This window comes from Pseudoxanthomonas sp. 97-1-1 (assembly GCF_057773125.1).
Genome location: NZ_JBYMTJ010000005.1, coordinates 1 through 26,395, shown reverse-complemented (window position 1 = coordinate 26,395; position 26,395 = coordinate 1). Strand labels below are relative to the sequence as shown.

Annotated in this window: 16 protein-coding genes; 9 read left to right on the top strand and 7 right to left on the bottom strand. The window is 68.2% G+C overall.

Annotation, left to right across the window (positions count from 1 at the left end):
• Positions 1-6: 6 nt before the first annotated feature.
• The 7 genes from AC3DET_RS17950 to AC3DET_RS17920 are packed head-to-tail and all read right to left on the bottom strand — an operon-like array spanning position 7 to position 7,650.
• Positions 7-1,617, bottom strand: coding sequence for a family 43 glycosylhydrolase (locus AC3DET_RS17950; protein WP_488392517.1), 1,611 nt, complete (start codon positions 1,615-1,617; stop codon positions 7-9).
• 22 nt (positions 1,618-1,639) lie between these two features.
• Complete coding sequence (locus AC3DET_RS17945) at positions 1,640-3,313, bottom strand: glycoside hydrolase family 43 protein (protein WP_488392516.1); 1,674 nt, start codon at positions 3,311-3,313, stop codon at positions 1,640-1,642.
• Positions 3,314-3,324: 11 nt separating this feature from the next.
• The gene (locus AC3DET_RS17940) at positions 3,325-4,233 is read right to left on the bottom strand and encodes a 2-dehydro-3-deoxygalactonokinase (protein ID WP_446539398.1); all 909 of its coding nucleotides are present in this window, start codon (positions 4,231-4,233) and stop codon (positions 3,325-3,327) included.
• Positions 4,230-5,156, bottom strand: a complete 927-nt coding sequence (locus tag AC3DET_RS17935; protein WP_446539399.1) for an SMP-30/gluconolactonase/LRE family protein — start codon at positions 5,154-5,156, stop codon at positions 4,230-4,232. The genes AC3DET_RS17940 and AC3DET_RS17935 overlap by 4 nt, the downstream gene beginning before the upstream one ends.
• Complete coding sequence (gene dgoD, locus AC3DET_RS17930) at positions 5,134-6,285, bottom strand: galactonate dehydratase (RefSeq protein ID WP_337732555.1); 1,152 nt, start codon at positions 6,283-6,285, stop codon at positions 5,134-5,136. Before dgoD ends, AC3DET_RS17935 begins: the two co-directional genes overlap by 23 nt.
• Complete coding sequence (locus tag AC3DET_RS17925; RefSeq protein WP_446539400.1) at positions 6,282-6,905, bottom strand: 2-dehydro-3-deoxy-6-phosphogalactonate aldolase; 624 nt, start codon at positions 6,903-6,905, stop codon at positions 6,282-6,284. The genes dgoD and AC3DET_RS17925 overlap by 4 nt, the downstream gene beginning before the upstream one ends.
• 4 nt (positions 6,906-6,909) lie before the next feature.
• Positions 6,910-7,650 (bottom strand): SDR family oxidoreductase, encoded by a 741-nt coding sequence (locus AC3DET_RS17920; RefSeq protein ID WP_488392515.1) that lies wholly within the window; start codon positions 7,648-7,650, stop codon positions 6,910-6,912.
• A gap of 290 nt (positions 7,651-7,940) precedes the next feature.
• On the opposite strand from AC3DET_RS17920, the gene AC3DET_RS17915 reads away from it, so the two are divergent.
• The 9 genes from AC3DET_RS17915 (at position 7,941) to xylA (ending at position 26,390) form a co-directional block, all read left to right on the top strand.
• Complete coding sequence (locus AC3DET_RS17915) at positions 7,941-8,942, top strand: LysR family transcriptional regulator (RefSeq protein ID WP_337732552.1); 1,002 nt, start codon at positions 7,941-7,943, stop codon at positions 8,940-8,942.
• A gap of 302 nt (positions 8,943-9,244) precedes the next feature.
• Positions 9,245-12,202: a TonB-dependent receptor gene (locus AC3DET_RS17910; RefSeq protein ID WP_446539402.1), complete on the top strand. Its 2,958-nt coding sequence runs from the start codon at positions 9,245-9,247 to the stop codon at positions 12,200-12,202.
• Between the two features lie 109 nt (positions 12,203-12,311).
• A complete protein-coding gene (locus AC3DET_RS17905; protein WP_488392514.1) occupies positions 12,312-14,516 on the top strand; it encodes a WD40/YVTN/BNR-like repeat-containing protein in 2,205 nt (734 codons plus the stop codon).
• Between the two features lie 35 nt (positions 14,517-14,551).
• A complete protein-coding gene (locus AC3DET_RS17900) occupies positions 14,552-16,432 on the top strand; it encodes a sialate O-acetylesterase (RefSeq protein WP_488392513.1) in 1,881 nt (626 codons plus the stop codon).
• A gap of 16 nt (positions 16,433-16,448) precedes the next feature.
• On the top strand, positions 16,449-18,125 hold the full coding sequence (locus AC3DET_RS17895) for a GH35 family beta-galactosidase (RefSeq protein WP_446539405.1): 1,677 nt from the start codon (positions 16,449-16,451) through the stop codon (positions 18,123-18,125).
• Positions 18,126-18,193: 68 nt separating this feature from the next.
• Positions 18,194-21,040, top strand: a complete 2,847-nt coding sequence (locus AC3DET_RS17890; RefSeq protein ID WP_488392512.1) for a TIM-barrel domain-containing protein — start codon at positions 18,194-18,196, stop codon at positions 21,038-21,040.
• 85 nt (positions 21,041-21,125) lie between these two features.
• Positions 21,126-23,507: a glycoside hydrolase family 95 protein gene (locus tag AC3DET_RS17885; protein WP_488392614.1), complete on the top strand. Its 2,382-nt coding sequence runs from the start codon at positions 21,126-21,128 to the stop codon at positions 23,505-23,507.
• A 13-nt stretch (positions 23,508-23,520) separates the two neighbouring features.
• Entirely contained in the window at positions 23,521-25,014 is a 1,494-nt protein-coding gene (xylB, locus tag AC3DET_RS17880; protein ID WP_488392511.1) for a xylulokinase, read from the top strand.
• Between the two features lie 41 nt (positions 25,015-25,055).
• Entirely contained in the window at positions 25,056-26,390 is a 1,335-nt protein-coding gene (gene xylA, locus AC3DET_RS17875; protein WP_488390327.1) for a xylose isomerase, read from the top strand.
• Positions 26,391-26,395: the final 5 nt, after the last annotated feature.

Below are 26,395 nucleotides of genomic sequence, written 5' to 3'. Positions count from 1 at the left end.
CGCGCCTCAGGCGAGCGCGCGGTAGCGGAAGTCGCTGAACTCGACTGCGCCCATGCCGGCGCTGTAGAGCGCCAGCCGGAGACTGAGGAACCCGCCGAACACGTTGTGGTGGAGGCCGGAGACTTCCATCCGCGTGTCCAGCCGCTTCCACGTGCGGCCATCGTCGTGCGAGTGGTGCCAGGTGACCACGTGGTGGTCGTGGGTCAGGCGGATGCGTACGCGCCGTGTCGGCATCGACTGTCGCGCCCAGGTCTGTTCCTCGGCGTACTGGAACACGCGCAGCCCGGCGGGCGTGAAGCCGAGCCCGACGAAGGCCTTCGGGTTGTAGAACAGCAGCAGGCCACCTTCGCCTTCGCCCACCAAGGTCAGCGTGACCTCGGCCTGGTAGGCGCGGTCGCCGACGATGCAGGCCAGCGGGCTGCCATCGGCAGGCGAAGTGCCGGCGCCGGCGAGGCGGAGCGCTTGCGTCCCGTAGCGGATGCGCTGCATCTCGTCAGGCCGCGGCGCGTGGAAGGCCCATTGCGTGCCGAGCCGGTCTGTCGAGAAATCATCGGACAGCGCGACACCGGCAATGCCGACTTTGCCACCCCGTGGAGCAAGCAACGGTTTCGATAGATCCCCGCCACGCGCATGGAACCAGCCGTCTTCCGTCCACTCGATCGGCTCCAGCAGCGTCTGCCGCCCGAGCGTGCGGTACCCATTCTCGTACCCGTGGTAGACCATCCAGCTGTCGCCGGCAGGGCCTTCGACCAGCGTCGCGTGTCCGCGCGACCACCAGGGTTCGGAAGCGTCCCGGGTCCGTACCAGCGGATTGTGCGGGCAGTGTTCCCATGGGCCGTGGATCGAACGCGAACGTGCGGCGATCACCATGTGGCCGGTCACCGGGCCGGCGGTGCCGCCGACGGCGGTGACCAGATAGAACCAGTCGCCGCGGCGCGTCAGCTTGGGGCCTTCCGGCGCGAAGTTCTCGGTGATCCAGTCGTCCGGGTAACGCCACGGGCTGTACGCATGCTCCAGCGCCCCGTCGGTCGCCAGGCCATCGTCGGTGAGCCGCACCTTGCGGATGCCGTTGACGAACAGATACCGCCGACCGTCCTCGCCGACTGCGTGGCCGGGATCGATGCAGCCATCGATGTGCAGGTCGACCGGTTCGCTCCAGGGGCCACGGATGTCGTCGGCCCAGATGACGTGAATCTTCCACGCCCCGCCTTTCGCCAGGGAAGGCAGGTAGATGAAATAGCGGTCGCCGTGCTTGCAGAGATCGACGGCCCAGACCGTGCCGACCGGCGTGCGCAATGCGGGTCCGAGCGGCACCCAGTTGACCAGGTCGGTCGAATGCCAGATCACCAGGCCGGGATAGGCATCGAACGACGAGAACGTCATGTAGTAATCGTCGCCGTCCCTGAGGATCGTGGGATCGGGGCGGTCGCCCGCGACGACGGGATTGAGGTAGGTGCCGTCGCCGAGATCGGCCTTGCGCTGGCCCTCGATGCCGGTGGCGTGCGGTGGCAGCGGTGCCGCGCATGTGTCCGCCGCACTGGCACGCGAGGACAGCGGCCAGGCGACCAGTCCCGCGAGCCCAGCCTTGAACAACCCGCGACGCGAGGTACCCGACATGCGAACTCCCGTGATGGCGTGGTCAGCGACGGACGGCGTAGGGTCCGAAGGTGTTGCCGATGAAGCCGCCTGCGGTCTCCACGCTCAGCAGGCTCGCATCCAGGCCGGAGGCGACGGACCTCCACTCGCCTGGAGCCAACGCGTAATCGGCATCCAGGCGTGGTCCGTCGAGGCGTAAGCGCAGCGTGATCGGCATGGCGTTCGCATCCAGCGGGATGCGCGCCAGCCGTTCGCCTTCCTTCGCGCCATCGCGGCTGCTGCGCCGGTACAGCGACACCGCCAGGCCGCGCGCGTCGCGTTCGACACCGAGCACGTAGTGACCGTATTCGTTCTGCAGCAGGGCGAGTCCCGCCAACTCGCCTGGCGACGGGTCGAACGAGGCGATCGTCGTTTCCAGCGTGGCATGGTGGTGCTGAAGGCGGTGCGCGACATAGGACGGTTGGCCGGGGGTGGCGCCGAATCCGCCGAGCGGCATCGTGCCGGGCGAGAGTGCCAGGCCCTGTGCACCGGTCGTGTACCACCTCGTCCTCGGCGGGTGCAGCGTCATCCACGACAGCGGCAGCGCCGGCGCGTCGAAGCGCTCCGTCCATGCGATCGGCCCACTGGTCGGCAGCGGCTGCGGATTGCGCGGCAGGTCCGGGCGCTTCACGACCATCGGCACGCGTTCGCCGCGCGGCAGGATCACCGGCCAGCCGTCCTTCCACGTGACCGGCAGCAGGAAGGTCTCGCGGCCCAGGTTGTACTGGTTGCCACGGTACGGACGCGTGGCAAGGAAGACCGCCCACCACGCGCCGTCCTTGAGCTGCACGAACTGCGCGTGGCCGGTGGATGTCACCGGATCGATGCGCGTCGGGTCGAGATCGCGCTGGGTCAGCGACGGATTGCCCGGGAACGCTTCGTACGGCCCCGTCAGCTTGCGGCTGCGCCAGACCATCTGCGCGTGCTGCTCGCCGGTGCCGCCCTCGGCGGCGGTCAGGTAGTACCAGCCGTCGTGCTTGAAGATGTGCGGCCCTTCGACGTGCTCGGGATTCGTCGACGGGTCCGCGCCGCCATCCACCAGCAGGACGCGCCCGCCTACGCGTTCGCGCTTGTCGAAGTCGAAGCGCTGCAGCCAGACCGCGCGGTGGCCGTCATAGCGCAGCGTTCCATCGGGCACGTCGTTGTGCACCACCCACGCGCTGCCATCGTCATCGAAGAACAGCGAAGGGTCGATGCCGCTGACGCCGAGCCAGATCGGGTCGGACCACGGGCCGGCTGGATTTTTTGCCGTCACCACGAAGTTGCCGCGGTCGCAGTAGAAGCAGGTGTTGGCCACGTAGAACGTGCCGTCGCGGTGGGCGAGGGTGGCCGCGAACAGGCCGCGCGTCAGTTCTTCCTTGTCGCCGTAGTGGATCTGGTCCGGGCGATGGATCGCGTTGCCGATCTGCGTCCACGACACCAGGTCGGTGCTGTGGAAGACCGGCAGGCCGGGGAAATAGCCGAAGGTCGAGGTGACGAGATAGAAGTCGTCGCCGACGCGGATGGCGGACGGGTCCGGATAGAAGCCGGCGACCACCGGGTTGCGGAACAGCGTGGCGTCGACAGGCGGGCCACCGTCGTCGCCGACATAGCGCACCTCGCTGAAGACGGCGTCACCCGCCCATGCGGATGCCATCGAAAGAATGCCCATCAACACCAGTGCGCAACGCGTCAGCATCGTCTGCCTCCTCATGTGGTGGCGGCACTCGTGCGCCGTGACCACAGCGCATGCAGGCCGCGTGCGGCCAGGTCTTCCGGGTGTCGCTGCACGCCGACGCCCAGCGCGGTCAGCGCGTGTGCGTACGAGCCCAGCAGCCGGTCGTTGCCGATCAGGTGCACCTGTGCGGGACGCGGCGCATGCGAGAACAGGCCCGACGCGCGCAGCTCATGGCCGATCAGCAGGCCGGACAGGTACGACGGCAGCGCCGGTTCGGCGAACTGCTGGAACAGGCCGGTGGTGCGTACGCCGAACAGATGGTGCAGCAGGCCGCCCGCATCCGCGCTGCGCTTGAGACCGGCGTCGAACGCATAGCCGTCGAAGCGCACGTCGCCGACGGGCATCAGTCGTCCCAGGATGCTGTGCTGGCGCAGGACCGCATAAAGCTCGCCGGTCATCGCGGTCGCGATCCGCTGCACCCTGCCGTCGCGCACCGTGACCCATTTGCTGTGCGTCCCGGGCAGGCAGACCAGGTGCGTGCCGCCGGGCAGCACGTCCAGCAATGCCGCCAGTTGCGTCTCTTCGCCGCGCATCACGTCGGGCACGGTGTCGGAATCGTTGTCGCGCAATCCCGGCACCAGCCACAGCGCCCGATCGTCGAAGCCCGGAGGCTGGAAGCGCTGCATGCCCAGCGCCAGCGCATGGTTGCCGGCGGGGCACGGCAGGTAGGGCATTTCGTGCCAGCCGCCGCGACCGCCGACCATCCCGCACAGCAGGACGTCGGTGTCGTCCCAGCCTGCGATCTCCTGCGCCAGCACGTCGCCGAAACGGCCATCGCAGGCCATCACGCCGTGGTCGCTGCGACGGCGCTCGCGGACCTGGCCGTCGTCGGCCATGCGGTACAGGCGCAGCGTGCTGGTGCCCCAGTCGACGGCGATCATGGCAGTCGCACCCGGTCTTCCGCACGCGCGAGCGGACGCGCGATGCGATGGGAGAACACGCCGCCCGACAGGGGATGCGCGGCCAGTGCGGCGGCATCCAGCCCGACGCGGGCGCTGGTGATGTAGAGCGTGTCGTCGTGCAGCACGCAGCACGAAGGCTGCGGCGCGGGGACCGCCACGATGCAGTCGGTGCGGCCGTCGGGCAGGTAGCGCACCACGCGACCGGCTCCCCACTGCGCGTTCCACAGCGCGCCTTCGGCATCCACGATGGCGCCATCCGGCTCCGCGCCGGGCGTGTCGAGTTCGACGAACACGGCGATGTCCGACACCGTTGCCGTCGCCGCGTCATAGCGGCACTGCAGGATGCGTGGCGCCACCGAGTCGCAGAAATACATGCGCGTGCCGCTTGCATCGAAGCAGATCGAATTCGGGATGGCGGCGCGCGGCAGCGCGAGCTCGCGCAGGCCGTGGGCGGCCGTGTACTGATGGAACCGGCCGGCGGGGCGCAGGTCGGCGTGTTCGCTCTTGGTGCCGAACACGAAGCCGCCATGCCGGTCGGCGCGGCCATCGTTGATGCGTGTCATCGGGTCGTCCGCTTCGACGTCCACGAGCTTCGCCAGCGGCAGGTCGCGCGCGACCAGGTGCGCTTCCACGTCGCTGGCATACAACCCGTTGGCCAGGCCCAGCAGCAGGCGTCCGTCTTCGCCCAGCGCCAGGCAGCCGAGCGGGGCCGGCAGCGACCAGGTGTGGGTGTGGCCGGTGGCGGGGTCGTGCCGCCACAGTTCGGCGGCGAGGATGTCGGTCCAGTACAGCACCCGGCGGCGTTCGCACCACAGGATGCCTTCGCCCAGTGCGCAGCGGCTGTCGACGGCCAGGGTCGCCAGCGCCGTCGTCACGGCATCACCACTCGGCCACGCTGCCATCGGCGTGCCGCCACAGCGGATTGCGCCAGCGCGGCGGCTGCCGGCTCGCTTCGACCAGGCGGGCTTCGTCGATCTCCACGCCCAGGCCCGGTTTTGGCAGTGCGGCGATGCTGCCGGTGCCATCGCACCGGAAGTCGTCCTTGTTGAGGACGTAGTCCAGCAGGTCGGCGCCTGCGTTGTAGTGGATGCCGATGCTCTGCTCCTGGAGCATCGCGTTGTGCGACACGAAGTCCACCTGCAGGCAGGCCGCCAGCGCCACCGGGCCCAGCGGACAATGCGGCGCCAGCGCCACGTCGTGCGCTTCGGCCATCGCCGCGATCTTCACGCACTCGGTGATGCCGCCGGCGTGCGACAGGTCGGGCTGCAGGATCGCCAGCCCTCCGGCGGCGAGCACCGGCTTGAACTCGGCGCGCGAGTACATGCGCTCGCCGGCCGCGAGCGGAATGGAGGTGGCATCGGACAGCGGCCGGTAGTATTCCCACTGTTCGGGCAGTACGGGCTCTTCGACGAACAACGGTTTGAACGGCGCCAGTTCGCGCAGCAGCACGCGCGCCATCGGCGCACTGACGCGGCCGTGGAAGTCGATGCCGAAGTCCACGCGGTCGCCCATCGCCTCGCGGATCGCCGCGACCTTGGCCACCGCGGCGTCGATCGCGCGCGGGCTGTCGATCAGTTTCAGTTCTTCGGTGCCGTTGAACTTGAACGTGTCGAACCCGAGCGACTGGTACCGCTGCATCTGCGCGACGATGTCGGAAGGACGGTCGCCACCGACCCAGCGGTAGGTCTTCATGCGGTCACGCACCAGGCCGCCGAGCAACTGGTACACGGGCACGCCAAGCGCCTTGCCCTTGATGTCCCACAGCGCCTGGTCGATGCCCGCGATGGCACTCATCAGGATCGCGCCGCCCCGGTAGAAGCCGCCGCGATACAGCACCTGCCAGAGGTCGTTGATGCGCGCCGGATCCTGGCCAACCAGATAGTCGGACAGTTCGTGCACCGCCGCTTCCACCGCGTGCGCGCGACCTTCGATGACCGGCTCGCCCCAGCCGGTGATGCCTTCGTCGGTTTCCACCTTGAGGAACAGCCAGCGCGGTGCGGCATGGTAGGTGCTGAGGCGGACGATCTTCATGCGGCGTGGTCCAGGTAGGCCTGCCGGAAACGCCGCGCGTGTTCGCGCGTGCGCTCGACCGGTTGGCCGGGCTTGTAAAGTTCGCCGCCGATGCCGGCGCCCTGACAGCCGGCTGAGAGGTAGCCGGAGAGGGTGTCGGGCGTGACGCCACCGACGGCGAATAGGGGGACGGGTGGCAGCACGCTGCGCAGGGCGCGCACCAGCGCCGGTCCGTGTACAGAAGCCGGGAAAAGCTTGAGCATCTGCGCGCCGGCATCGAGTGCGTCGAAGGCTTCGCTCGCGGTGGCGAAGCCGGCCGCCACCTGCAGGCCGTGCTCCACCGCGTGGCGGATGACCGCCGGACGCGTGTTCGGCGTCACCATCAAGCGGCCGCCGGCCGCCACCAGCGCATCGGCGGACGCCGGGGTCAGCACGGTGCCGGCGCCGATCATCGCGCGCTGGCCGAAGGCATCCACGGCGATGCGTACGCTGTGCTCCCAGTCCGGCGAGTTGGTCGGTATCTCGATCGCATCGTAGCCTTCCTCCACCAGCACGCCGACATGCGCAGGCACCTCGGCGGGCGTGATGCCGCGCAGGATCGCGATCAGCGGCAGGGCGAAAGGGAGGGGAGGGCTGTCCATGCGCTCAGTCGTGGTAGACCTGCGAACGGCCACCATCGATGGCGATGTCGGTGGCGTTGATGAAGCGGGCTTCATCGCTGGCGAGGAACAGCGCGGTATAGGCCACTTCCTCCGGCGTGCCGATGCGTTGCGGCGGCAGCAGCGCAGTCTGTTTCTCGCGCGTGCCGGGCTCGCGTTCGAACCAGGCTTCGATGCGCGGCACCAGGATCAGGCCGGGCGAAATCGAATTCACCCGGATGCCGCGTGCGGCGTACTCGATGCCGAGCGAACGGGTCAGGCCGATCAGGCCGTGCTTGGCCACCGGATACGGAAAGCAGCCGGCGATGATCTTGTGCCCGTGTACCGAGGCGATGTTGACGATGGAGCCGGCGCCCTGCGCCAGCATGGCCGGCAGCACCGCACGGCACAGGTGCCATGCGCCCTTGAGGTTCAGCGCGAAGCAGCGTTCCCAGTCTTCGTCCGACAGCGACAGCGGCTCGGAGAACACGTCGGCGCCGGCGTTGTTCACCAGCGCATCGATGCGGCCATGCCGCTCGCGCACGGATTGCACGACGGCATCGACGGCGGCGGCATCCGTGATGTCGGCGAGGTGGTGGGTGACGCCCGCGTCGGTGGAGGTCGCCGGTTGTCGATCGAGCCCGATGACGGTGGCGCCTTCGCGGGCGAACAGGCGCGCGGTCGCCGCGCCGATGCCGCTGGCGGCGCCGGTGACGATGGCGATCTTGCCGGACAGCCGGGTGCTCACGGGCGTGCACCTGCGGATGGCATGGACGCGACGATGGCGCCGGCACGCGAGGTGCCGTCGGACTGCGATGTCGCCATGGGGCCCTCCTCCCGGCGTTGATCGGATGCGGGATCACCGTGCGGCGGGCCTGTGCCGGCCGTCCGTGGGTGCCCCGTTGCGGGCGGCCCGATGTCCCGGCCAGTCCGCCCTTGAAGCGTGGCATAGCCTCGCGTGGGCATCTATGTACGACAAATGAAATTTTTGTCATAGGCTATTCCCAGCGCGAATAGGTCATTCGCCCGGAGGTTCCCATGGTCCAACCCACCACCGGCTGGTTCGGCGCCACCCGGCTCAAGACCCGCCATCTCACCCTGCTGCTGCACCTGTACGAGCAGCGGTCGGTGCTGCGTGCCGCCGAGGCCGCCAACATGACCCAGCCGGCCGCGTCCAAGCTGCTGGCGGAAATGGAAAGCCTGCTGGGCGTGCCGCTGTTCGAGCGGCACGCGCGTGGCGTGGAGCCCACCTGGTACGGCCAGGTGCTGATCCGCCGCGCGCGCTCCGCGCTGTCGGAGATCGGACGCGCCCATGACGAGATCGCCGCGCTGCGCAGCGGGCGGATGGGCCAGGCGTCCATCGGCACGGTGGTGAACCCGGGCACCACCCTGGTTCCCCAGGCGGTTGCCGCGGTGAAGCGCGACTTTCCCGACATCCTCATCAAGGTCGAGATGGACTACAGCCGGCCCCTGGTCGCCAAGCTGCTGGATGGGCAGCTGGACATCGTGGTCGGTCGCATCATGGGCCCGGAAGGCGCGGGCGAACTGGACTTCGAGCCGCTGGCGGACGAGCCGCATGCCGTCATCGTGCGCGCCGGCCATCCGCTTACCCGGCGCCCGCGCATCACCCACGCCGACCTGGCGGACTACGGCTGGATCATGCCGCCGGCCGCCAGCGTGCTGCGCTCGCGACTGGACGCGGTGTTCCTGGAACACGGCCAGCCGCCGCCACAGAACATCGTGGAAACCGCTTCGCTGCCGGTGATCATCCACCTGCTGCGCCACAGCGACATGCTCACCGCGTTGCCGGCCGAATCCGTGGGCCCGTATCTGCAGACCGGCCAGATGTGCGTGCTGCCGATCGAGCTGGGGGTGCGCATGGAGTTCTTCGGCATCGTGCGCCGCCGCGACCAGTTGCTGTCGCCAGGCGCCGAGCGCGTGCTGGAGGCGCTGCGGGCAACCGCCCGCCGGCTGTATGCCGAACCGGAGCCGCCGCGTCCTGCGGGTGCACCGCCGCCGGGCGAGGGTTCCCCGGGCTGAGCCGGGCCAGCTATTCGGGTTCGATATAGCTGGCGATCAATATTTCATTGGTACGGCATGTCAGCGCCGCCTATGCTCCCGCCGTAGTCACCCAGCGCGGTCCCATTGCCGCCGGTTGATTGTCCGGGCCCGCCCAGATGGCTTTCACCGCCCTGACATCCACCACGGATGGATCCGCACCACCGACGACCGCGGCCGGGGCCGCAGCCGCCACTTGCTTCATCCGGCCGAAAGACGCGCAGACGTCCGCGGATCGGGACCAAAACTCAATCGCTTGTCATGTGTCCTGGGAGGGAACATCCATGTCAACGCTCCAGCGCCGCCCTGCGGCGGCCGTCCGTGCCGTCCGCTCCGATGGCCGCAAGCTGCAACCCACCGTCCTCGCCCTGGGCATCGCCATGATGCTGGCCGCGCCTGCGTATGCGCAGGACACCGCGCCCGCCACGCAACAGGAAGAGGCCGCTACCGAGCTTGACGCGGTCGTCGTCACCGGCATCCGCGGTTCCGTCTACAAGGCGCAGGACATCAAGCGCGACGCCGACACCTTCGTCGATTCCGTCACCGCGCTCGACATCGGCGCGCTGCCCGACCGCAGCATCACCGAAACCCTGTCGCGCATCCCCGGCGTCACCATCGACCGTTTCCTGTCGGTCGGCGATCCCGAGCATTTCTCCGCCGAGGGCGGTGGCGTGCAGGTGCGCGGCCTGACCCAGGTGCGGTCCGAGTTGAACGGTCGCGACAGCTTCTCCGCTTCCGGCGGCCGCAGCCTGAGCTTCCAGGACGTGCCATCCGAACTGATGGCCGGCGTGGACGTGTACAAGAACCAGAAGGCCGACATGATCGAAGGCGGCCTGGGTGGCAGCGTCGACCTGCGCACCTTCATGCCGTTCGACTTCGAAGGCAGCAAGTTCGGCATGTCCTTCAGCGCCAACCGCGGCGACTTCGCCGAGAAGCTGCAGCCGTCGGGCTCCATCCTCTTCAGCAACCGCTGGGAAACCGATGCCGGCGACTTCGGCATCCTGGTCGACGTGGCGCATTCGGAACTGGCCACGCGCACCGACGGCATGTTCGTGCGGCCGTTCTTCAGCACCGCCAACTCCGACCTCAACAATGACGGAACCAACGAGCAACTGTGGCTGCCGCGCGGCGCCGACTGGCGCACACTGGAATACAAGCGCGAGCGCCAGGGCGCGTATGTCGCCCTGCAGTGGCGTCCCAGCGACACGCTGGAACTGTTCGCCACGGCCTTCCAGAGCAAGTACGACGAGCTCTGGTACGAAGACGCGATCTTCGTCTCGAACGACCCGCTGCAGGTGCGGGTGGATGCCAGCCAGCCGTACGAGATGGACGGCAACGTGTTCGTGTCCGGTCGCCTGCTGTCGAACGGCGACATCCCGATGGGCACGGACATCCGCGCGTCGCATCGCAAGTCCGAGACCACCGATTACTCGTTCGGCCTGAAGTGGGCTTTCAGCGACCGCACCGAACTGTCGACCGACCTGCAGTACATCACCGCCGACACGCGTTCGCTGGATTCCACCGTGTCGCTGGGCCTCAACGTGCCCTACATCGACATCGACCTGGGCCATGGCGTGCCGCGCATCGGTGTCGACCAGCAGTTCACGACGAACCCCGCGAACTACTACTGGGGGTTCACCATGGACCACCAGGACGACAACGAAGCCGAAGAGATCGCCTGGCGCGCGGACCTGAAGCACAGCTTCGACAGCAATTTCTTCGATTCCTTCAAGGTCGGCGTGCGCGTCACCGACCGCGATGCCCACAGCATCGATACCGGTTACGACTGGCAGCCCGTGTTCCAGCCGTGGATGCAGTGGTGGGCGCTGCCGGGCGGCGTGCCGTTGCCCGGCCTCGACCTCAACGGCACCGTCAATTCCAGCCTGACCAACCTGGTCACGTTCGACAATTTCTACCGGGGCGGCGCCACCACGCCGGGGGCGTTCTATTCGCCGGTGCTGGCCACCGCGCTCGGCTTCCCCAACAGCTACCTCGACATCCACGGCGCAGCGGTGCCGTACTACCTTCCCGGCGCGCCCTACGGCCAGATCACCCCGCGCAACCTCGCCGACCCGCAATGGGGCAACGTGCAGAAGGAGAAGACGTACGCCGCCTACGCCATGGTGAACTTCGCCATGGACGACGCGCGTATCGACGGCAACGTGGGCGTGCGCGTCGTCCGCACCGAGAACAGCGCGGACGGCTATCTCGTCTATCCGAACAACGCGTTCGCGCCGTATCTGGGTTCGGGCCAGTCCGAACCGATCTCGGCGGAGAACTCGTATACCGACGTGCTGCCGAGCGCGAACGTGAAGTGGGAGCCGGCCGAGAACTGGATCGTGCGCTTCGCCGCGTCCAAGGCCATCGCACGTCCTGCCTTCAGCGACATGCAGGCCTACCAGCAACTCAGCGTGGCGGTCAGGGACGGCGTGACCCCGCAACCGGGCACCACGCTGCAACCCGGCGACCTGGATCTCACCGGCAGTTCCACCGACAACCCGTACCTCACGCCGATGAAGGCGAACCAGTTCGACCTGTCGCTGGAGTGGTACTTCGCGCCGGACCGCGGCGGCATGGCCTGGGTGAACTTCTTCTACAAGGACATCAAGGACTACTTCCGCCAGCAGACCGAACTCGTTGCCTATCCCGGCGTCGACGGCAACCAGTACGACTACCTGGTCTCGCGGATGGTCAACGTCGGCACGGCGAAGATCCAGGGCGCGGAAATCGGCTGGAACCAGTTCTTCGACTTCCTGCCGGCGCCGTTCGATGGCCTGGGCATGTCGGCGAACTACACCTACATCGACAGCTCCACCAGCATTCCGGACGCCTCGAACGCGGTGCCCGTCGATACCGATGGCTCGCTGTTCGACGACCTGCCGGCCGATGGCCTGTCCAAGAACTCGTACAACGTGGCGGCCTTCTACGAGAAGGGTCCGTGGCAGTTCCGCCTGGCCTACAACTGGCGCAGCGAGTACCTGCTGTCGATCGGCCCGAACGGCTACAACGGCGGTGACGGCGGCATCGCATGGAAACTGCCGGTGTACAGCGACGCGTTCGGCCAGCTGGATGGTTCGATCTTCTACCGTTTCTCCGACAACGTGCAGATCGGCCTGGAGATGAACAACCTCAACAACGCCGAGCAGCGCACGATCATGGACCAGAACGGCGCCGGCAGGCGCGTCACGTCCTGGTACGTCAACGACCGCCGCTACGCCGCAACGATCCGCTTCACGTTCTGATGCGTGCTTTGCGGGAGGGGCAGCAGCAACCGCCCTTCCCGCATCGCTCGCGGCTACCTGGGTGTGCTTCACGCTGGCGCACCGGCTCTCCCTCTCCACAGGAGACTCCGTGCACACGCTTCGCCTGATTCTCGCGCTCTCCGTCCTGCTGCTGGCACCCGCCGCCGCGGCGAAGGACGAAACCGCCGACTACCGCTGGCGCAACGTCGCCATCGGCGGCGGGGGCTTCGTGACCGGGCTGGTGTTCCATCCGCGCGAGAAGGGCCTGCTGTACGCCCGCACCGATATCGGTGGCGCGTACCGGTGGGTGTCGCGCGAACAGCGCTGGCAACCGTTGATGGACTGGATGGGCCACGAGGACAGTGGCCGCTTCGGCGTGGAAAGCCTGGCGCTGGATCCGTCCGATCCGGATCGCGTGTACCTCGCCGTCGGCACCTACCTGCACGAACGTGGACAGGACGGCGCGATCCTGCGTTCGACGGATCGCGGCGCGACGTTCCAGCGCACGTCGCTGCCCTTCAAGCTCGGCGGCAACGAGCAGGGGCGCGGCAACGGTGAACGACTGGCGGTGGATCCCCACGACGGACGCGTGCTGTTGTTCGGCACGCGCGCCGACGGGCTGTGGCGCAGCGGCGATGCCGGCGCGACCTGGCGTGAAGTGCCGGCGTTCCCTGCCATTGCGAAGGCGCGCTCGGCCTGGGCGATGGGCTGGCGCGAGCTGCGTCCCGTCGGCATCGCGTTCGTGGTGTTCGATCCCGCCAGCGGCACGCCGGGCACGCCCTCGAAGACCCTGTATGCAGGCGTATCGACGAACGAGACCAGCCTGTATCGCTCGCTTGACGGTGGCGTGAGCTGGCACGCGGTGCCCGGCCAGCCGGTGGGGCTGCGTCCCAGCCACATGGTGCGCGACGGGCGCGGGCGCTGGCTGCTCAGCTACGGCGACGAGCCCGGCCCCAACAACATGGCCGATGGTGCGGTATGGCGCTTCGATCCCGCCGGAGACCGCTGGGAAAACATCACGCCGGCACCCCGTTCCTCCGACGCATCCGGCAAGGGGTTCGGTTGGGGTGCGGTCGCGGTGCAGGCCGACAACCCGGACGTGATCATCGCCACCACCTTCCGTCGCTACCAGCCGCACGATGACCTCTATCGCAGCGTCGATGGCGGCCGCACGTGGACGGCCACGCTGCCGCGCTCCCGCTTCGATCATTCGTCCGCGCCGTGGACTGCGGATGCGAAGCCGCACTGGATGGCCGACATCGAGATCGATCCGCACGATCCGGACCGCATCCTGTTCGTCACCGGCTACGGCGTGTGGGCGTCGACCAATGCGCGTGCATTCGACCAGGGCGCCGACATGCAGTGGCGCTTCGAGCAGGCGGGCTTCGAGGAAACCGTGCCGTTGGCGCTGGCCAGTCCGCCGCAGGGCGCACATCTGGTCAGTGGCCTGGGGGATGTCGACGGCTTCGTGCATGACACGCTCGATGTATCGCAACCGCGCTTTGCCGGGGTGCGTTTCTCCAATACCGAAAGCCTGGCCTTCGCCGGACAGGTGCCGCAGGTGATGGTACGCACGGGCTATTTCCACAACCGGCCGGAAGGCGCGGTGCGTGGCGCATGGTCGAATGATGGCGGCCGCACCTGGACCGCGTTCGCAAGCGAGCCGCCGGATGGCGATGGCGCGGGGCAGATCACCCTGGCCGCCGATGGCAAGCGCGCCATCTGGCATCCCCGCAACGGTGAACATCACTGGATCACCGCCGACATGGGCGGGCGCTGGCAGCAGGTGAAAGGCCTGCCGAAGACGGCGGTGGTGGAAGCCGACCGCGTCGATGAAGGCATCTATTACGGCTTCGATGCCATCAGCGGCACGCTGTATGTCAGCGGCAATGGCGGCGTCGCGTTCGAGGAAGTCCGCGCGCCGGTGGGCGAAATCGGCGACTGGTACCGGGCCGAGATCCGGCCGCATCCGCAGCGTGCCGGCGAAGCCTGGATCGCGTCGTCCTGGCGCGGCCTGCTGCATCTTTCCCCCGGCAGGCTGGCACGCGTGCCGGGCGTGGACAACGTGATGTCGGTGGGCCTGGGCAAGCCGGCGAAGGACGGCGATGCGCCGGTGCTGTTCGTGTTCGGCGAAGTGGGGGGCCAGCGCGGCCTGTATCGCTCCGGCGACAACGGCCGGCACTGGCAGCGGATCGATACCGACGCGCTGCGGTTTGGCGGCATCATCCGCCATGTGACAGGCGATCCCCGCCTGCATGGCCGCGTCTACTTCGGCACCGAAGGACGTGGCATCTGGTACGGAGATCCGCAGTGAATCGAATCGCCCTCGCTCTTCTCGTTTTTCTCGCAATGCCGGCCGCACACGCCGTCGAACTGCCGCGCATCTTTGCCGATGGCATGGTGGTGCAGCGCGACCAGCCGGTGCAGGTCTGGGGCCAGGCGGCCCCGGGCGCACACGTCGTGGTGGCGTTCGCCGGCCGTGACGGCGCGGCGCAGGCCGATGCCAGCGGCCACTGGTCGCTGGAACTGCCCGCGCTGCCCGCCGGTGGCCCGCACGTGATGCGTATCGACGATGGCACCGGCGCGCGTGTGCTGCAGGACGTACTGGTAGGCGACGTGTGGCTGGCCAGCGGGCAGTCGAACATGGAGTGGCCGATCGCGCAGTCGGCCGATCCGGAGGGGGAGATCGCACGCGCGACCGATCCGCAGATCCGCCATTTCAAGATCCCCAAGTCCTGGGCCGGCACGCCGCAGGCGCAGCTCGCAGGTGGCGAATGGGTCGCTTCGTCGCCGCAGGCCGCGGGCAAGTTCTCGGCGGTGGCGCATTTCTTCGCGCGCGAACTGCGCAAGGTCACCGGTGTGCCGATCGGCATCATCGACAGCACCTGGGGTGGCAGCCGCATCGAAGCCTGGATGGATGCGCCATCGCAGGGGCTGGACGAAAAGGCGCTGGCCCAGCAGGCCAGCACGCTGCGCGCACAGGATGAGCAGGCGCTGGCGCGGACGCGCCGCAATCTGGCGCGCTGGCCGGATCTTCCCGTCGATGATGCAGGTTGGCAGTCCGCCGCGACTGACGCGTCCGCGTGGACACCGATCAAGGTGCCCGCGCTGTGGGAAGCCACGGGCTGGAACGGCATGGACGGCGTGGCGTGGTACCGCACCACGTTCACGCTGACCGCCGAAGAGGCTGCTGCCGGCGTGATGCTGGGCGTGGGCCGCATCGACGATTCCGACACCACCTGGGTCAATGGCACCCAGGTCGGCCAGACGCACATGCAGTACAACCTGCCGCGCCGCTACACCGTGCCGGCATCGGCCCTGCATGCGGGCGTCAATCACGTGGCCGTGCGCGTATCCGACTTCGGCGGCGGGGGCGGCATCCACGGCGACGCGGCCGAGGTCTTCGTCCAGCCGCAGGGCGCCGCACCGCGCACGCTGGCGGACTGGTCGTTCCGGCCGTCCAGCGTCAGCGTCGCCCTGGTCGACGACAAGAACCAGCATCCCACCCTGCTGTACAACGCGATGATCCATCCGCTGCAGCCCTACGCACTGCGCGGCGTGATCTGGTACCAGGGCGAATCGAACGCGAACACCGTGGCGGACGCATTGCGCTACCGCCGCCAGTTCCCCGCGATGATCGAACAGTGGCGGGCGCAATGGCGCACGCAGTGGGATGCGCCCGGCCTGCCGTTCCTGTGGGTGCAGCTGGCCAACTTCTCCTCCGGCACCGACAAGGGCGACGAGAGTCCCTGGGCGGTGTTGCGCGAGTCGCAATCGATGACCTTGTGGATGCCGGGCACCGCGCAGACGGTGGCGATCGATATCGGCAATCCCGACGACATCCATCCGCTCAACAAGCAGGACGTCGGCAAGCGTCTGGCACTGGCCGCACGGCATGTGGCGTACGGCGAAGCCGTGGACTTCCATGGCCCGACGCCCCAGCACACCCGCTTCGAGGGCGGTGCCGCACATGTCGAGTTCGGCAGCGCGGGCGGCACGCTGGCGGTGCGCGGTGGCGGCACGCGCGTGCACGGCTTCGCGCTCGCCGGCACGGACCAGGTCTTCCATCCGGCGGAGGCGTCGCTGGTGGATGGGCAGGTGGTGGTGCGCAGTGCGGCGGTCCCGCGCCCGGTCGCCGTGCGCTACGGCTGGTCCGACAATCCCGCCGATGCCGACCTGATCAACACCGCGCAGCTGCCCGCTTCGCCTTTCCGCAGCGACACCTGGTGAACCTGGAGTCTTGTTGATGATGCCTCGCCTGCTTCGCCTGTCCACGCTCTGCGGTCTTCTGGTCGCAATCTGCGCACTCCCTGCATGCCGCGCTCCCGACGATGCGGCAACGCCGGGCGAAGCGGCATCGGGCGCAGGCAGCCGGAGCGGCGGCGAGGCCCCCATCCCGCAGATCGTCAGCAAGGACGGCCGCCATGCGCTGATGGTCGATGGCGCGCCGTTCCTGATCCTGGGCGCGCAGGTCAACAATTCCAGCAACTGGCCGCAGGCGCTGGACGACGTATGGCCGGCGATCGACGTGGTCAAGCCGAACACGGTGATGGTGCCGGTGGCATGGGAGCAGATCGAAGCGAAGGAGGGGACGTTCGACTTTTCCTTCGTCGATGTGCTGCTCAAGCAGGCGCGCGAGAAGAACGTGCGGCTGGTACTGTTGTGGTTCGCCACCTGGAAGAACAACGGCCCGAACTACGCGCCGGCCTGGGTGAAGCTGGACAACGCGCGCTTCCCGCGTGTGGTCACCGCCGACGGTCGCACGCTGAACTCGCTGTCGCCGCATGCGCAGGCCACGCTGGATGCCGACCGCAAGGCCTTCGTCGCGCTGATGACGCACCTGAAAGCGGCGGACCCGCAGCGCACCGTCATCCTGGTGCAGCCGCAGAACGAGCCGGGCACCTACGGCAGCGTGCGCGACTTCTCGCCGCTGGCGCAGAAGGTGTTCGAAGGACCGGTGCCGGCAGCGTTGCTGAAGAAGCTGGGCAAGTCGCCGGGCACGTGGCGCGACGTGTTCGGCGCCGACGCGGACGAGGTCTTCCATGCCTGGCATATCGCGCACTACATCGACCAGGTGGCGGAAGCGGGCAAGGCGGTCTACCCGCTGCCGATGTTCGTCAACGCCGCCCTGCGCGGGCCGTTCAATCCGGGCCAGCCGGGCCAGTACGCCAGCGGTGGCCCGACCGACAACGTGCTGGACGTGTACAAGGCCGCGGCGCCGCACATCGACCTGCTGGCGCCGGACATCTACATGCCCGAGTACACCCACTACACCACGGTGCTGGACCGTTACTCACGCCCGGACAACCCGCTGTTCGTCGCCGAGACCGGCAACCGCGAGGAATACGCGCGCTACTTCTTCTCGGCGCTGGGCGAGCAGGCCATCGGCTGGTCGCCGTTCGGCATCGACTACTCGCGCTATTCCAACTGGCCGCTCGGCGCCAAGCACATGGACGAGAAGACGCTGGCCACGTTCGCGATGAACTACGCGATGGTGAAGCCGGCGGCTCGCGTCATCGCGCAGGCGAGCTTCGAGGGCAAGGTGCGCGGCACCGCCGAGCAGCCGGGACAGGCAGTGCAGACGGTGAAGATCGATGACCGCTGGAACATGGTGGTGACGTATGGCGTGCCGCAGTTCTGGTTCCAGGGCGAGCCGCCCGGCAATCCGGAGCCCATCGGCCGCGCGCTGGTGGTGCAGCTGGGGCCGGACGAATTCCTGGTCACCGGCGCGCACGCGCGCATCAACATCCACGCCGCCGATCCGGCGCTGGCCGCGCGGCAGATCTACGACTACGTCGACGAGGGCACCTACGTCGATGGCAAGTGGGTGTTCCGCCGTCGCTGGAACGGCGACCAGACCGACTACGGCCTCAATTTCTCCAGCGTCCCGCAATTGCTGCGGGTGAAGCTGGCGACCTACTGAACGATCCACGGGCCGGTTCCGCCGGTCCATGAACCGGGACGCCTGCGGGCGCCCACGAGGAGCAAGCGATGGGTTACTTGAAGACGTTGACGGTGCCGCTGCTGGCCCTGGCTGCAGCGGGCGCCAACGCCGCGGGCAACGAGGCCGTCGAGAAGATCGACCACGGCGTGATCGTGCGCCCCGCCGACGCGTCCGCCGCCGACGTGAAGGTGGAAGCGGTCGCGCCGGGCATCCTGCGCGTGATGGCCGATCCCGACGGCGACTTCGCCCGCACGCCCAGCCTGATGCGGGCGAAGACCGGTGCGCCGCCGGCGGTGAAGGTGGGCGAAGCCGGCGGGCAGGTGACGGTCAGCACGCAGGGCATTTCGGCGAAGGTCGATGCCCGCACGGGGCAGGTCAGCTTCTTTGACGCCGCCGGCAAGCCGCTGCTCGCCGAGCGCGCGCGCACCTTTTCTCCGGCGACGTTCGAGGGCAAGGACTACTACAGCATCCGCCAGCGCTTCGAATCGACGGACGACGAAGCCTTCTACGGCACCGGCCTGCACCAGCAGGGCTGGATGAACCTCAAGGGGCGCGATGTCGAGCTGCTCCAGCACAACATCGACAAGGCGATTCCCTACCTGGTCTCCACGCGCCACTACGGCATCCTGTGGGACAGCAACGCGATCACCCGCTATGGCGATCCGCGTGGCCTGCAGCCGCTGGGCGCGTCGCTCGACCTGTTCGACGCCCAGGGCAAGCCGGGTGCGCTGACGGCGCGCTACACGGTCAACGGCAAGCAGGTGGTGGAGCGTCGCGAAAGCGAAGTGAACTACCAGTACATCAAGGATCTCGCCAACTTCCCGGCGGCCGGCAAGAACATGGCGCAGGGCGGACGCAGCGACGTGGTGTGGGAGGGCGAGATCGCGGCGCGCAGCGATGGCCGGCATACGTTCTCGGTCTACAACAGCGAGTACGCCAAGCTGTACATCGACGGCAAGCTGGTCATCGACCGCTGGCGCCAGAACTGGAATCCGTGGCACCACGAGTTTGCGCTGGAGATGAAGGCCGGCCAGCGCCACAAGGTGAAGCTGGTGTGGGACCGCATCGAGCCGGCCTACATCGCGCTGCTGCACCGCGATCCGCTGCCTGCGGAAGAAGCTAAGGACCTGTCGATCTGGTCCGAGGCCGCGCAGGCCATCGACTACTACGTGGTCGCGGGCGACGACGCCGACCAGGTCCTGGCCGGCTACCGCACGCTGACCGGCAAGGCCGTGCTGCTGCCAAAATGGTCGTACGGCTTCTGGCAGAGCCGCGAGCGCTACAAGACCCAGGCGGAGCTGACCGGCGCGCTGGACGAGTACCGCAAGCGTAAGCTGCCGATCGACGCCATCGTGCTCGACTGGTCGTATTGGCCGGAGGATGCCTGGGGTTCGCACGACTTCGATACCAGGAACTTCCCCGATCCCGATGGCATGGTCGAGCACGTGCACGACCAGCACGCGCAGATCATGATCTCGGTGTGGCCGAAGTTCTATCCGACCACCGCGAACTACAAGGAGCTCGACGCCGCCGGCCACATGTACCACCGCAACGTGGAAGTGGGCGAGCTGGACTGGATCGGCAAGGGCTACCTGAATTCGTTCTACGACCCGTACTCGAAGGAGGCGCAGGACATCTTCTGGCGCCAGGTCAACGGCAAGCTCAACGCCAAGGGATTCGATGCGTGGTGGCTGGACGCCAGCGAGCCCGACCTGCACAGCAACATCGATGTCGGCGAGCGCAAGGCGCGCACCACGCCGACCTCGCTGGCCCCGTCCGTGGAGTTCTTCAACTCCTATCCGCTGGTGCACTCCGAGGGCGTCTACCGTGGCTCGCGCGAGCAGGATCCGGACAAGCGCGTCTTCATCCTGTCGCGCGCGTTCTTCGCGGGCCAGCAGCGCGCCGGTGCGGCGTTCTGGAGTGGCGACATCGTGCCGCGCTGGGACGACCTGCGCGAGCAGATCTCGGGCCTCGTCAACGCCTCAATGGCCGGCGCACCGAACATCAGCTTCGACATCGGCGGCTTCTCGCCGGAGCGGCGCTACGAGACCAAGGACCCGGCGCACCTCGCCGAGTGGCGCGAGCTGAGCCTGCGCTGGTTCCAGCACGGCGCGTTCGTGCCGATCTTCCGCCTGCACGGCCAGTTCCCGTACCGCGAGATCTGGGAAATCGCACCGGAAGGCTCGCCGCACTACGACAGCTTCGTGCACTACCTGAAGCTGCGTTACACGTTGCTGCCTTACATCTACACGCTGGCCGGCGATACGTACCACCAGGACGGCACGCTGCTGCGCACGCTGGCGATGGACTTCCCGTCCGACCCGAAGGTGCGCGATATCGCCGACCAGTACATGTTCGGTCCGGCATTCCTGGTCGCCCCGGTCACCACGTTCAAGGCGACCACGCGCCCGGTCTACCTGCCGGCGGGCACGAGCTGGATCGACTTCCAGACCGGCAAGCGTTACGGCGGTGGCCAGACCATCGACGCCAGCGCGCCGCTGCAGCGCATGCCGCTGTTCGTGCGTGCGGGTTCGATCGTGCCACGCACGGTAGTGCAGCAGTACGTGGACGAGCAGCCCGATGCGCCGCTGACGATCGAGGTCTACACCGGCGCCGATGGCACGTTCTCGCTGTACGAGGACAACGGCCGCAGCTACGGCTACGAGCGCGGTGAATCCAGCCGCATTCCGCTGGCGTGGAACGAGAAGACGGGTGAACTGCGCATCGGTGCGCGCGAAGGCCGCTATCCCGGCATGGTCGCCAACCGCGAGGTGCGGGTGCGCTTCATCGACGGTCCGCGCGCCGATGCCGGCACGCTGGAACCGGCGGCCGACGTCACCGTGCGTTACGACGGCAAGGCGCAGGCCGTGCGGTTTCCCCGCACTGCACGATGACAGCAGGGTGGTCGGGCGGCACCATGGAAACCGGTAGACAACACCTGTCCGGGAGGGCTGGATGATGCAGTCCCCGCGCCCGGGCATGTCGCCGGTCGCCGTCGACACCGGGCCACATGATCCCGGTCGCCGCACCCTGTTCAAGGGCGTGGCGGGCGGTGCACTGGTGGCGGGACTGCCCTGGGATGCCGCTGCGGTGCCGGCGGGCGCGACGACGGCACAGGACCTGCGCCTGTGGTATCGCCAGCCGGCGCGCGTCTGGGTGGAAGCATTGCCGGTCGGCAACGGCCGACTGGGCGCGATGGTGTTCGGCGGCGTGGCGCATGAGCGCCTGCAGCTCAACGAGGACACGCTGTATTCGGGCGGGCCGTACTCGGCGGTCAATCCCAAGGCGCGCGAGGGCTTGCCGCGGGTGCGCGAGCTGGTCTTCGCCGGTCGCTACGCCGAAGCTGCGGCGCTGGCCGACGAGACACTGATCTCGCGCCCGGTGAAGCAGATGGCGTACCAGCCGTTGGGCAACCTGTGGCTGCAGTTCGACCGCCTGGATGGCGTGGCGGACTATCGCCGTGAACTCGATCTCGATGCGGCCGTCGCGCGCACGACCTTCCGCGTGGGTGCCGGCGTGCATCGGCGCGAGGTGTTCGTGTCAGCGGTCGACCAGTGCATCGTCGTGCGCTACGCGGTCGATGGCGGCGACGCGATGATCGGCCGCATTCGCACTGGCAACGAACATGCGACCACGACGCGCGTCGTCGATGGCGGCTGGCTGGTCAGCGGGCGCAACGTCGGCAAGCATGGCATCGAGGGGCGCTTGCGCTTCGCGTTTCGCGTGCATATCGCGCACCGCGAGGGCCAGGTGCGGGTGGAGCAGGACCAGATCGTGTTCGACGGCGTGCGCGAGCTGGAACTGCGCATCGTCGCGGCGACCGGCCATATGGCCTACGACGATGTCAGCGGCGATCCCGACGCGATCACCGCCGCGCAGCTGGGGCGGGTGAAGGACAAGGCGTTCGATGCGGTGCTGGCCGACCATCTGGCCGACCACCGCCGGCTCTTCCGTCGCGTACGGCTGGACCTGGGCCGCACCGCCGCGGCCGACCTGCCCACCGACGAGCGCATCGCCGCGTTTGCGCAGGGCGACGATCCCGCGCTGGTGTCGCTGTACCACGCGTACGGACGCTACCTGTTGATCTGCAGCTCGCGGCCGGGCAGCCAGCCCGCCAACCTGCAGGGAATCTGGAACGACCTGATGGATCCGCCGTGGGAGAGCAAGTACACGGTCAACATCAATACCGAGATGAACTACTGGCCCGCCGAAGCGAACGGGCTGGGCGAGTGCGTCGAGCCGCTGCAGCGCATGCTGGAGGAACTGGCGAAGACCGGTGCCGGCGTCGCGCGCGACATGTACGGCGCCGGTGGCTGGATGCTCCACAACAACACCGACCTGTGGCGCGCGGCCACGCCGCCGGATGGCGCGCGCTGGGCGCTGTGGCCGACAGGAGGCGCCTGGTTGCTGCAGGCGCTGTGGGACCGCTGGGACTACGGCCGCGATACGGATTACCTGAAGCAGGTCTGGCCCCTGTTCAAGGGCGCCGCGGAGTTCTTCGTCGAGACGCTGCAGGACGATCCGCAGACCGGGCACAAGGTCACCGTGCCGTCGCTGTCGCCGGAGAACGAACATCCTTTCGGCGCAGCGATCTGTGCGGGTCCGACGATGGATGCGCAGATCCTGCGCGATCTGTTCGGCCAGTGCATCGAGGCGGCGCGCGTGCTTGGCGTGGACGCCGATTTCGCCGCGCGCCTGGCCACGCTGAGCGCGCAGCTGCCGCCCAACCGGATCGGCAAGGCCGGGCAGTTGCAGGAATGGCAGCAGGACTGGGACATGCAGGCGCCCGAGATCCACCACCGGCACATCTCGCACCTGTACGGCCTGCACCCCAGCGCGCAGATCAACCTGCGCGACACGCCCGAGCTCGCGCGCGCCGCGCGCCGAACGCTGGAGATCCGCGGCGACGACGCCACCGGCTGGGGCATCGCGTGGCGGCTGAATTTCTGGGCGCGCCTGTGGGATGGCGAGCACAGCCTGAAGATCCTGCGCATGCTGCTGTCGCCGCAGCGCAGTTACCCGAATCTGTTCGACGCGCACCCACCGTTCCAGATCGACGGCAATTTCGGTGGCGCGGCCGGCATCGTCGAGATGCTGGTGCAGAGCTGGGGCGGGTCGATCTTCCTGCTGCCGGCTCTACCACCGTCGTGGCGCGACGGCGAACTTGAAGGCGTGCGCGTACGCAATGCCGCGCAGCTGGATCTCAGCTGGAAAGCAGGACGACTGGCGCACGTGACGCTGCACTCGGACAAGGGTGGCCGCTACGCGTTGGTCCATGCGGACCAGACACTTGACATCGAACTCGCCGCCGGGGCTTCAGCCGCTGTGCGACTGCGCAATGGCGCGCTGGTGCGCGCATGAAGAAGGAAATGGCATGAGCCTTGTCGCCGGAATCGACGCAGGCACGCAGAGCCTGAAGGTGGTGGTGTACGACGCTGCCACACGTGCGGTGGTGGCCGGTGCCAGCGCGCCGCTGGAGCTGATCAGCGGCGAGGACGGCAGCCGCGAGCAGCACCCGGCCGACTGGGTGGCCGCGATGCAGGCGTGCTTCACGCGCATCGATCCGGCACTGCGTGCGCGCATCGTGGCGCTGTCGGTGTCGGGCCAGCAGCACGGCTTCGTGCCGGTGGATGCGCAGGGTGAGGTACTCGCACCGGCCAAACTGTGGTGCGACACCAGCACCACGGCCGAGTGCACGCAGATCATGGACGCGGTGGGCGGTTCGACAGCGACGATTGCGCTGGCGGGCAACCCGATCCTGGCCGGTTACACCGCCTCCAAGTTGCCGTGGACAAAGACCCACCGCCCCGAGGCTTATGCACAGCTGACGAGCATCCTGCTGCCGCACGACTACCTCAACTTCGTGCTGACCCGCCAGCGCTTCTGCGAGTACGGCGATGCCTCCGGCACCGGCTGGCTCGACGTGCGCACGCGGACATGGTCGGCGGAGCTCCTGCGTGCCACCGATCCGGATCGCGACCTGGCCGCCTGCCTGCCGCCGATCGCTGCACCCGATGCCCTGTTCGACATCGATCCCACCGCAGCCGCGCGACTGGGCCTTCCGGCGACGGCGAAGGTCGCCGTCGGCGGCGGCGACAACATGATGGCGGCCATCGGCACCGGCTGCGTGGAAGAGGGCCGGCTGGCGATGAGCCTGGGCACCTCGGGCACGCTGTTCGCCTACTCCGATACCCCGGTAGTCGATCCGGCCGGCGCCTGGGCCGCGTTCTGTTCCTCCACCGGCGGCTGGCTGCCGCTGATCTGCACGATGAACTGCACCGTGGCCACCGAACAGGTGGCCAAGGCGTTCGGCTTCAGCACGCGCGAGGGCGATGCCCACCTGCACGCCACGCCGCCCGGCGCAGACGGCCTGGTGATGCTGCCCTTCCTCAACGGCGAGCGCACGCCCGACCTGCCGCTGGGCAAGGGCGTGCTGGCCGGGCTGGATACGACCAACATGACCCCGGCGCATGTCTACCGCGCCGCGATGGAAGGGGCGACCTACAGCCTGAAGTACGGCTTCGATGCCTTCGTGCGCGCCGGCATGCAGTTCGATCGCATCGTGCTGACCGGCGGGGGCAGCAACAGCGCCGCGTGGCGGCAGCTGGTGGCCGATGTGTTCGGCCTGCCGGTGGATGTGCCGGTGCAGGCCGAGGGCGCGGCCTTCGGTGCGGCGCTGCAGGCGCTGTGGGCATGGGGCCGTTCGCGTGGCGAGACATCGTCCATCGCCGACATCGCACGCGCCCACGTCGCCACCGAGCCGGCCTTGTCCGCCACGCCCGATCCCACCCGTACGCAGGCCTATGCCGCGGCCTACCGCCGCTTCCTCCAGCACCTCGATGCCCTCACGCCGCTGCAGCGCGGCTGACACCCCCACGTACATCACGCACAACCACAGGATCACGCACCATGAGCACGCAGCCCTTCATCGGCGCCCAGGAATACTTCCCCGGCATCGGCCGCATCCCGTTCGAGGGCCGCGGCTCGGACAACCCGCTGGCGTTCAAGGTCTACGACGCCAACAAGACCATCGGTGGCAAGACCATGCGCGAGCACCTGCGCTTCGCCGTCTGCTACTGGCACACCTTCTGCAATGCCGGCCATGACCCCTTCGGCCCGGGCACGCGCCACTTCCCGTGGGAAGCGGGTTCGCCGATGGCCACGGCCGAGGCCAAGGTCGATGCCGCGTTCGAGTTCTTCACCAAGCTCGGCGTGCCGTACTGGTGCTTCCACGACATCGACCTGGCCCCGGATGCCGAGGACATCGGCCAGTACCAGAAGAACCTCAAGCATATGACCGGCCTGGCCAAGGCCCGCCAGGACGCCACCGGTATCAAGCTGCTGTGGGGCACGGCCAACCTGTTCTCGCATCCGCGCTACATGAACGGCGCATCGACCAATCCGGACTTTGCCGTGGTCGCCCGCGCGGCGGTGCAGGTGAAGGCGGCGCTGGAGGCCACGGTGGAACTGGGGGGCGAGCACTACGTGTTCTGGGGCGGCCGCGAAGGCTACGCCTCGCTGGTCAACACCGACATGAAGCGCGAGGTCGAGCACTTCGCCCGCTTCCTGACCATGGCCCGCGACTACGGCCGCAGCATCGGCCTGAAGGGCAACTTCCTGATCGAGCCCAAGCCGATGGAGCCGATGAAGCACCAGTACGACTTCGACAGCGCCACGGTGGCCGGCTTCCTGAAGGAGCACGGGCTGGAGAAGGACTTCAAGCTCAACATCGAAGCTAACCACGCCACGCTGTCGGGCCACACGTTCGAGCACGACCTGCAGGTGGCCAGCGACCACGGCCTGCTGGGCAGCATCGATGCCAACCGCGGCAATGCGCAGAACGGCTGGGACACCGACCAGTTCCCCACCGATCTGTACGACACCGTCGGCGCCATGCTGGTGGTGCTGCGCCAGGGCGGGCTGGAGGGCGGGCTGAACTTCGATGCCAAGGTGCGCCGCGAGTCGACCGATCTGGAAGACCTGTTCATCGCCCACATCGGTGGCATGGACGCGTTCGCGCGTGGCCTTGAAGTCGCCCACGCGCTGCTGACCGACTCGCCGTGGGAGCAGTGGCGCAAGGAACGCTACGCCAGCTTCGACAGCGGCAAGGGCAAGGATTTCGAGAACGGCACGCTGGGCCTGGCCGATCTGGCCGCGCTGGCGACCGGGCAGGGCGAACCGAAGCAGATCAGCGGCAAGCAGGAGCGTTACGAGAACCTGCTCAACCAGTACCTGCTGCGCTGAGCGCG

Excerpts from the sequence above, each read along its gene's own strand:
- AC3DET_RS17950 (WP_488392517.1), bottom strand. The coding sequence starts at position 1,617 with ATGTCGGGTACCTCGCGTCGCGGGTTGTTCAAGGCTGGGCTCGCGGGA.
- AC3DET_RS17945 (WP_488392516.1), bottom strand. The coding sequence starts at position 3,313 with ATGCTGACGCGTTGCGCACTGGTGTTGATGGGCATTCTTTCGATGGCA.
- AC3DET_RS17940 (WP_446539398.1), bottom strand. The coding sequence starts at position 4,233 with ATGATCGCCGTCGACTGGGGCACCAGCACGCTGCGCCTGTACCGCATG.
- AC3DET_RS17935 (WP_446539399.1), bottom strand. The coding sequence starts at position 5,156 with ATGGCAGCGTGGCCGAGTGGTGATGCCGTGACGACGGCGCTGGCGACC.
- dgoD (WP_337732555.1), bottom strand. The coding sequence starts at position 6,285 with ATGAAGATCGTCCGCCTCAGCACCTACCATGCCGCACCGCGCTGGCTG.
- AC3DET_RS17925 (WP_446539400.1), bottom strand. The coding sequence starts at position 6,905 with ATGGACAGCCCTCCCCTCCCTTTCGCCCTGCCGCTGATCGCGATCCTG.
- AC3DET_RS17915 (WP_337732552.1), top strand. The coding sequence starts at position 7,941 with ATGGTCCAACCCACCACCGGCTGGTTCGGCGCCACCCGGCTCAAGACC.
- AC3DET_RS17910 (WP_446539402.1), top strand. The coding sequence starts at position 9,245 with ATGTCAACGCTCCAGCGCCGCCCTGCGGCGGCCGTCCGTGCCGTCCGC.
- AC3DET_RS17900 (WP_488392513.1), top strand. The coding sequence starts at position 14,552 with ATGCCGGCCGCACACGCCGTCGAACTGCCGCGCATCTTTGCCGATGGC.
- AC3DET_RS17895 (WP_446539405.1), top strand. The coding sequence starts at position 16,449 with ATGATGCCTCGCCTGCTTCGCCTGTCCACGCTCTGCGGTCTTCTGGTC.
- AC3DET_RS17890 (WP_488392512.1), top strand. The coding sequence starts at position 18,194 with ATGGGTTACTTGAAGACGTTGACGGTGCCGCTGCTGGCCCTGGCTGCA.
- AC3DET_RS17885 (WP_488392614.1), top strand. The coding sequence starts at position 21,126 with ATGTCGCCGGTCGCCGTCGACACCGGGCCACATGATCCCGGTCGCCGC.
- xylB (WP_488392511.1), top strand. The coding sequence starts at position 23,521 with ATGAGCCTTGTCGCCGGAATCGACGCAGGCACGCAGAGCCTGAAGGTG.
- xylA (WP_488390327.1), top strand. The coding sequence starts at position 25,056 with ATGAGCACGCAGCCCTTCATCGGCGCCCAGGAATACTTCCCCGGCATC.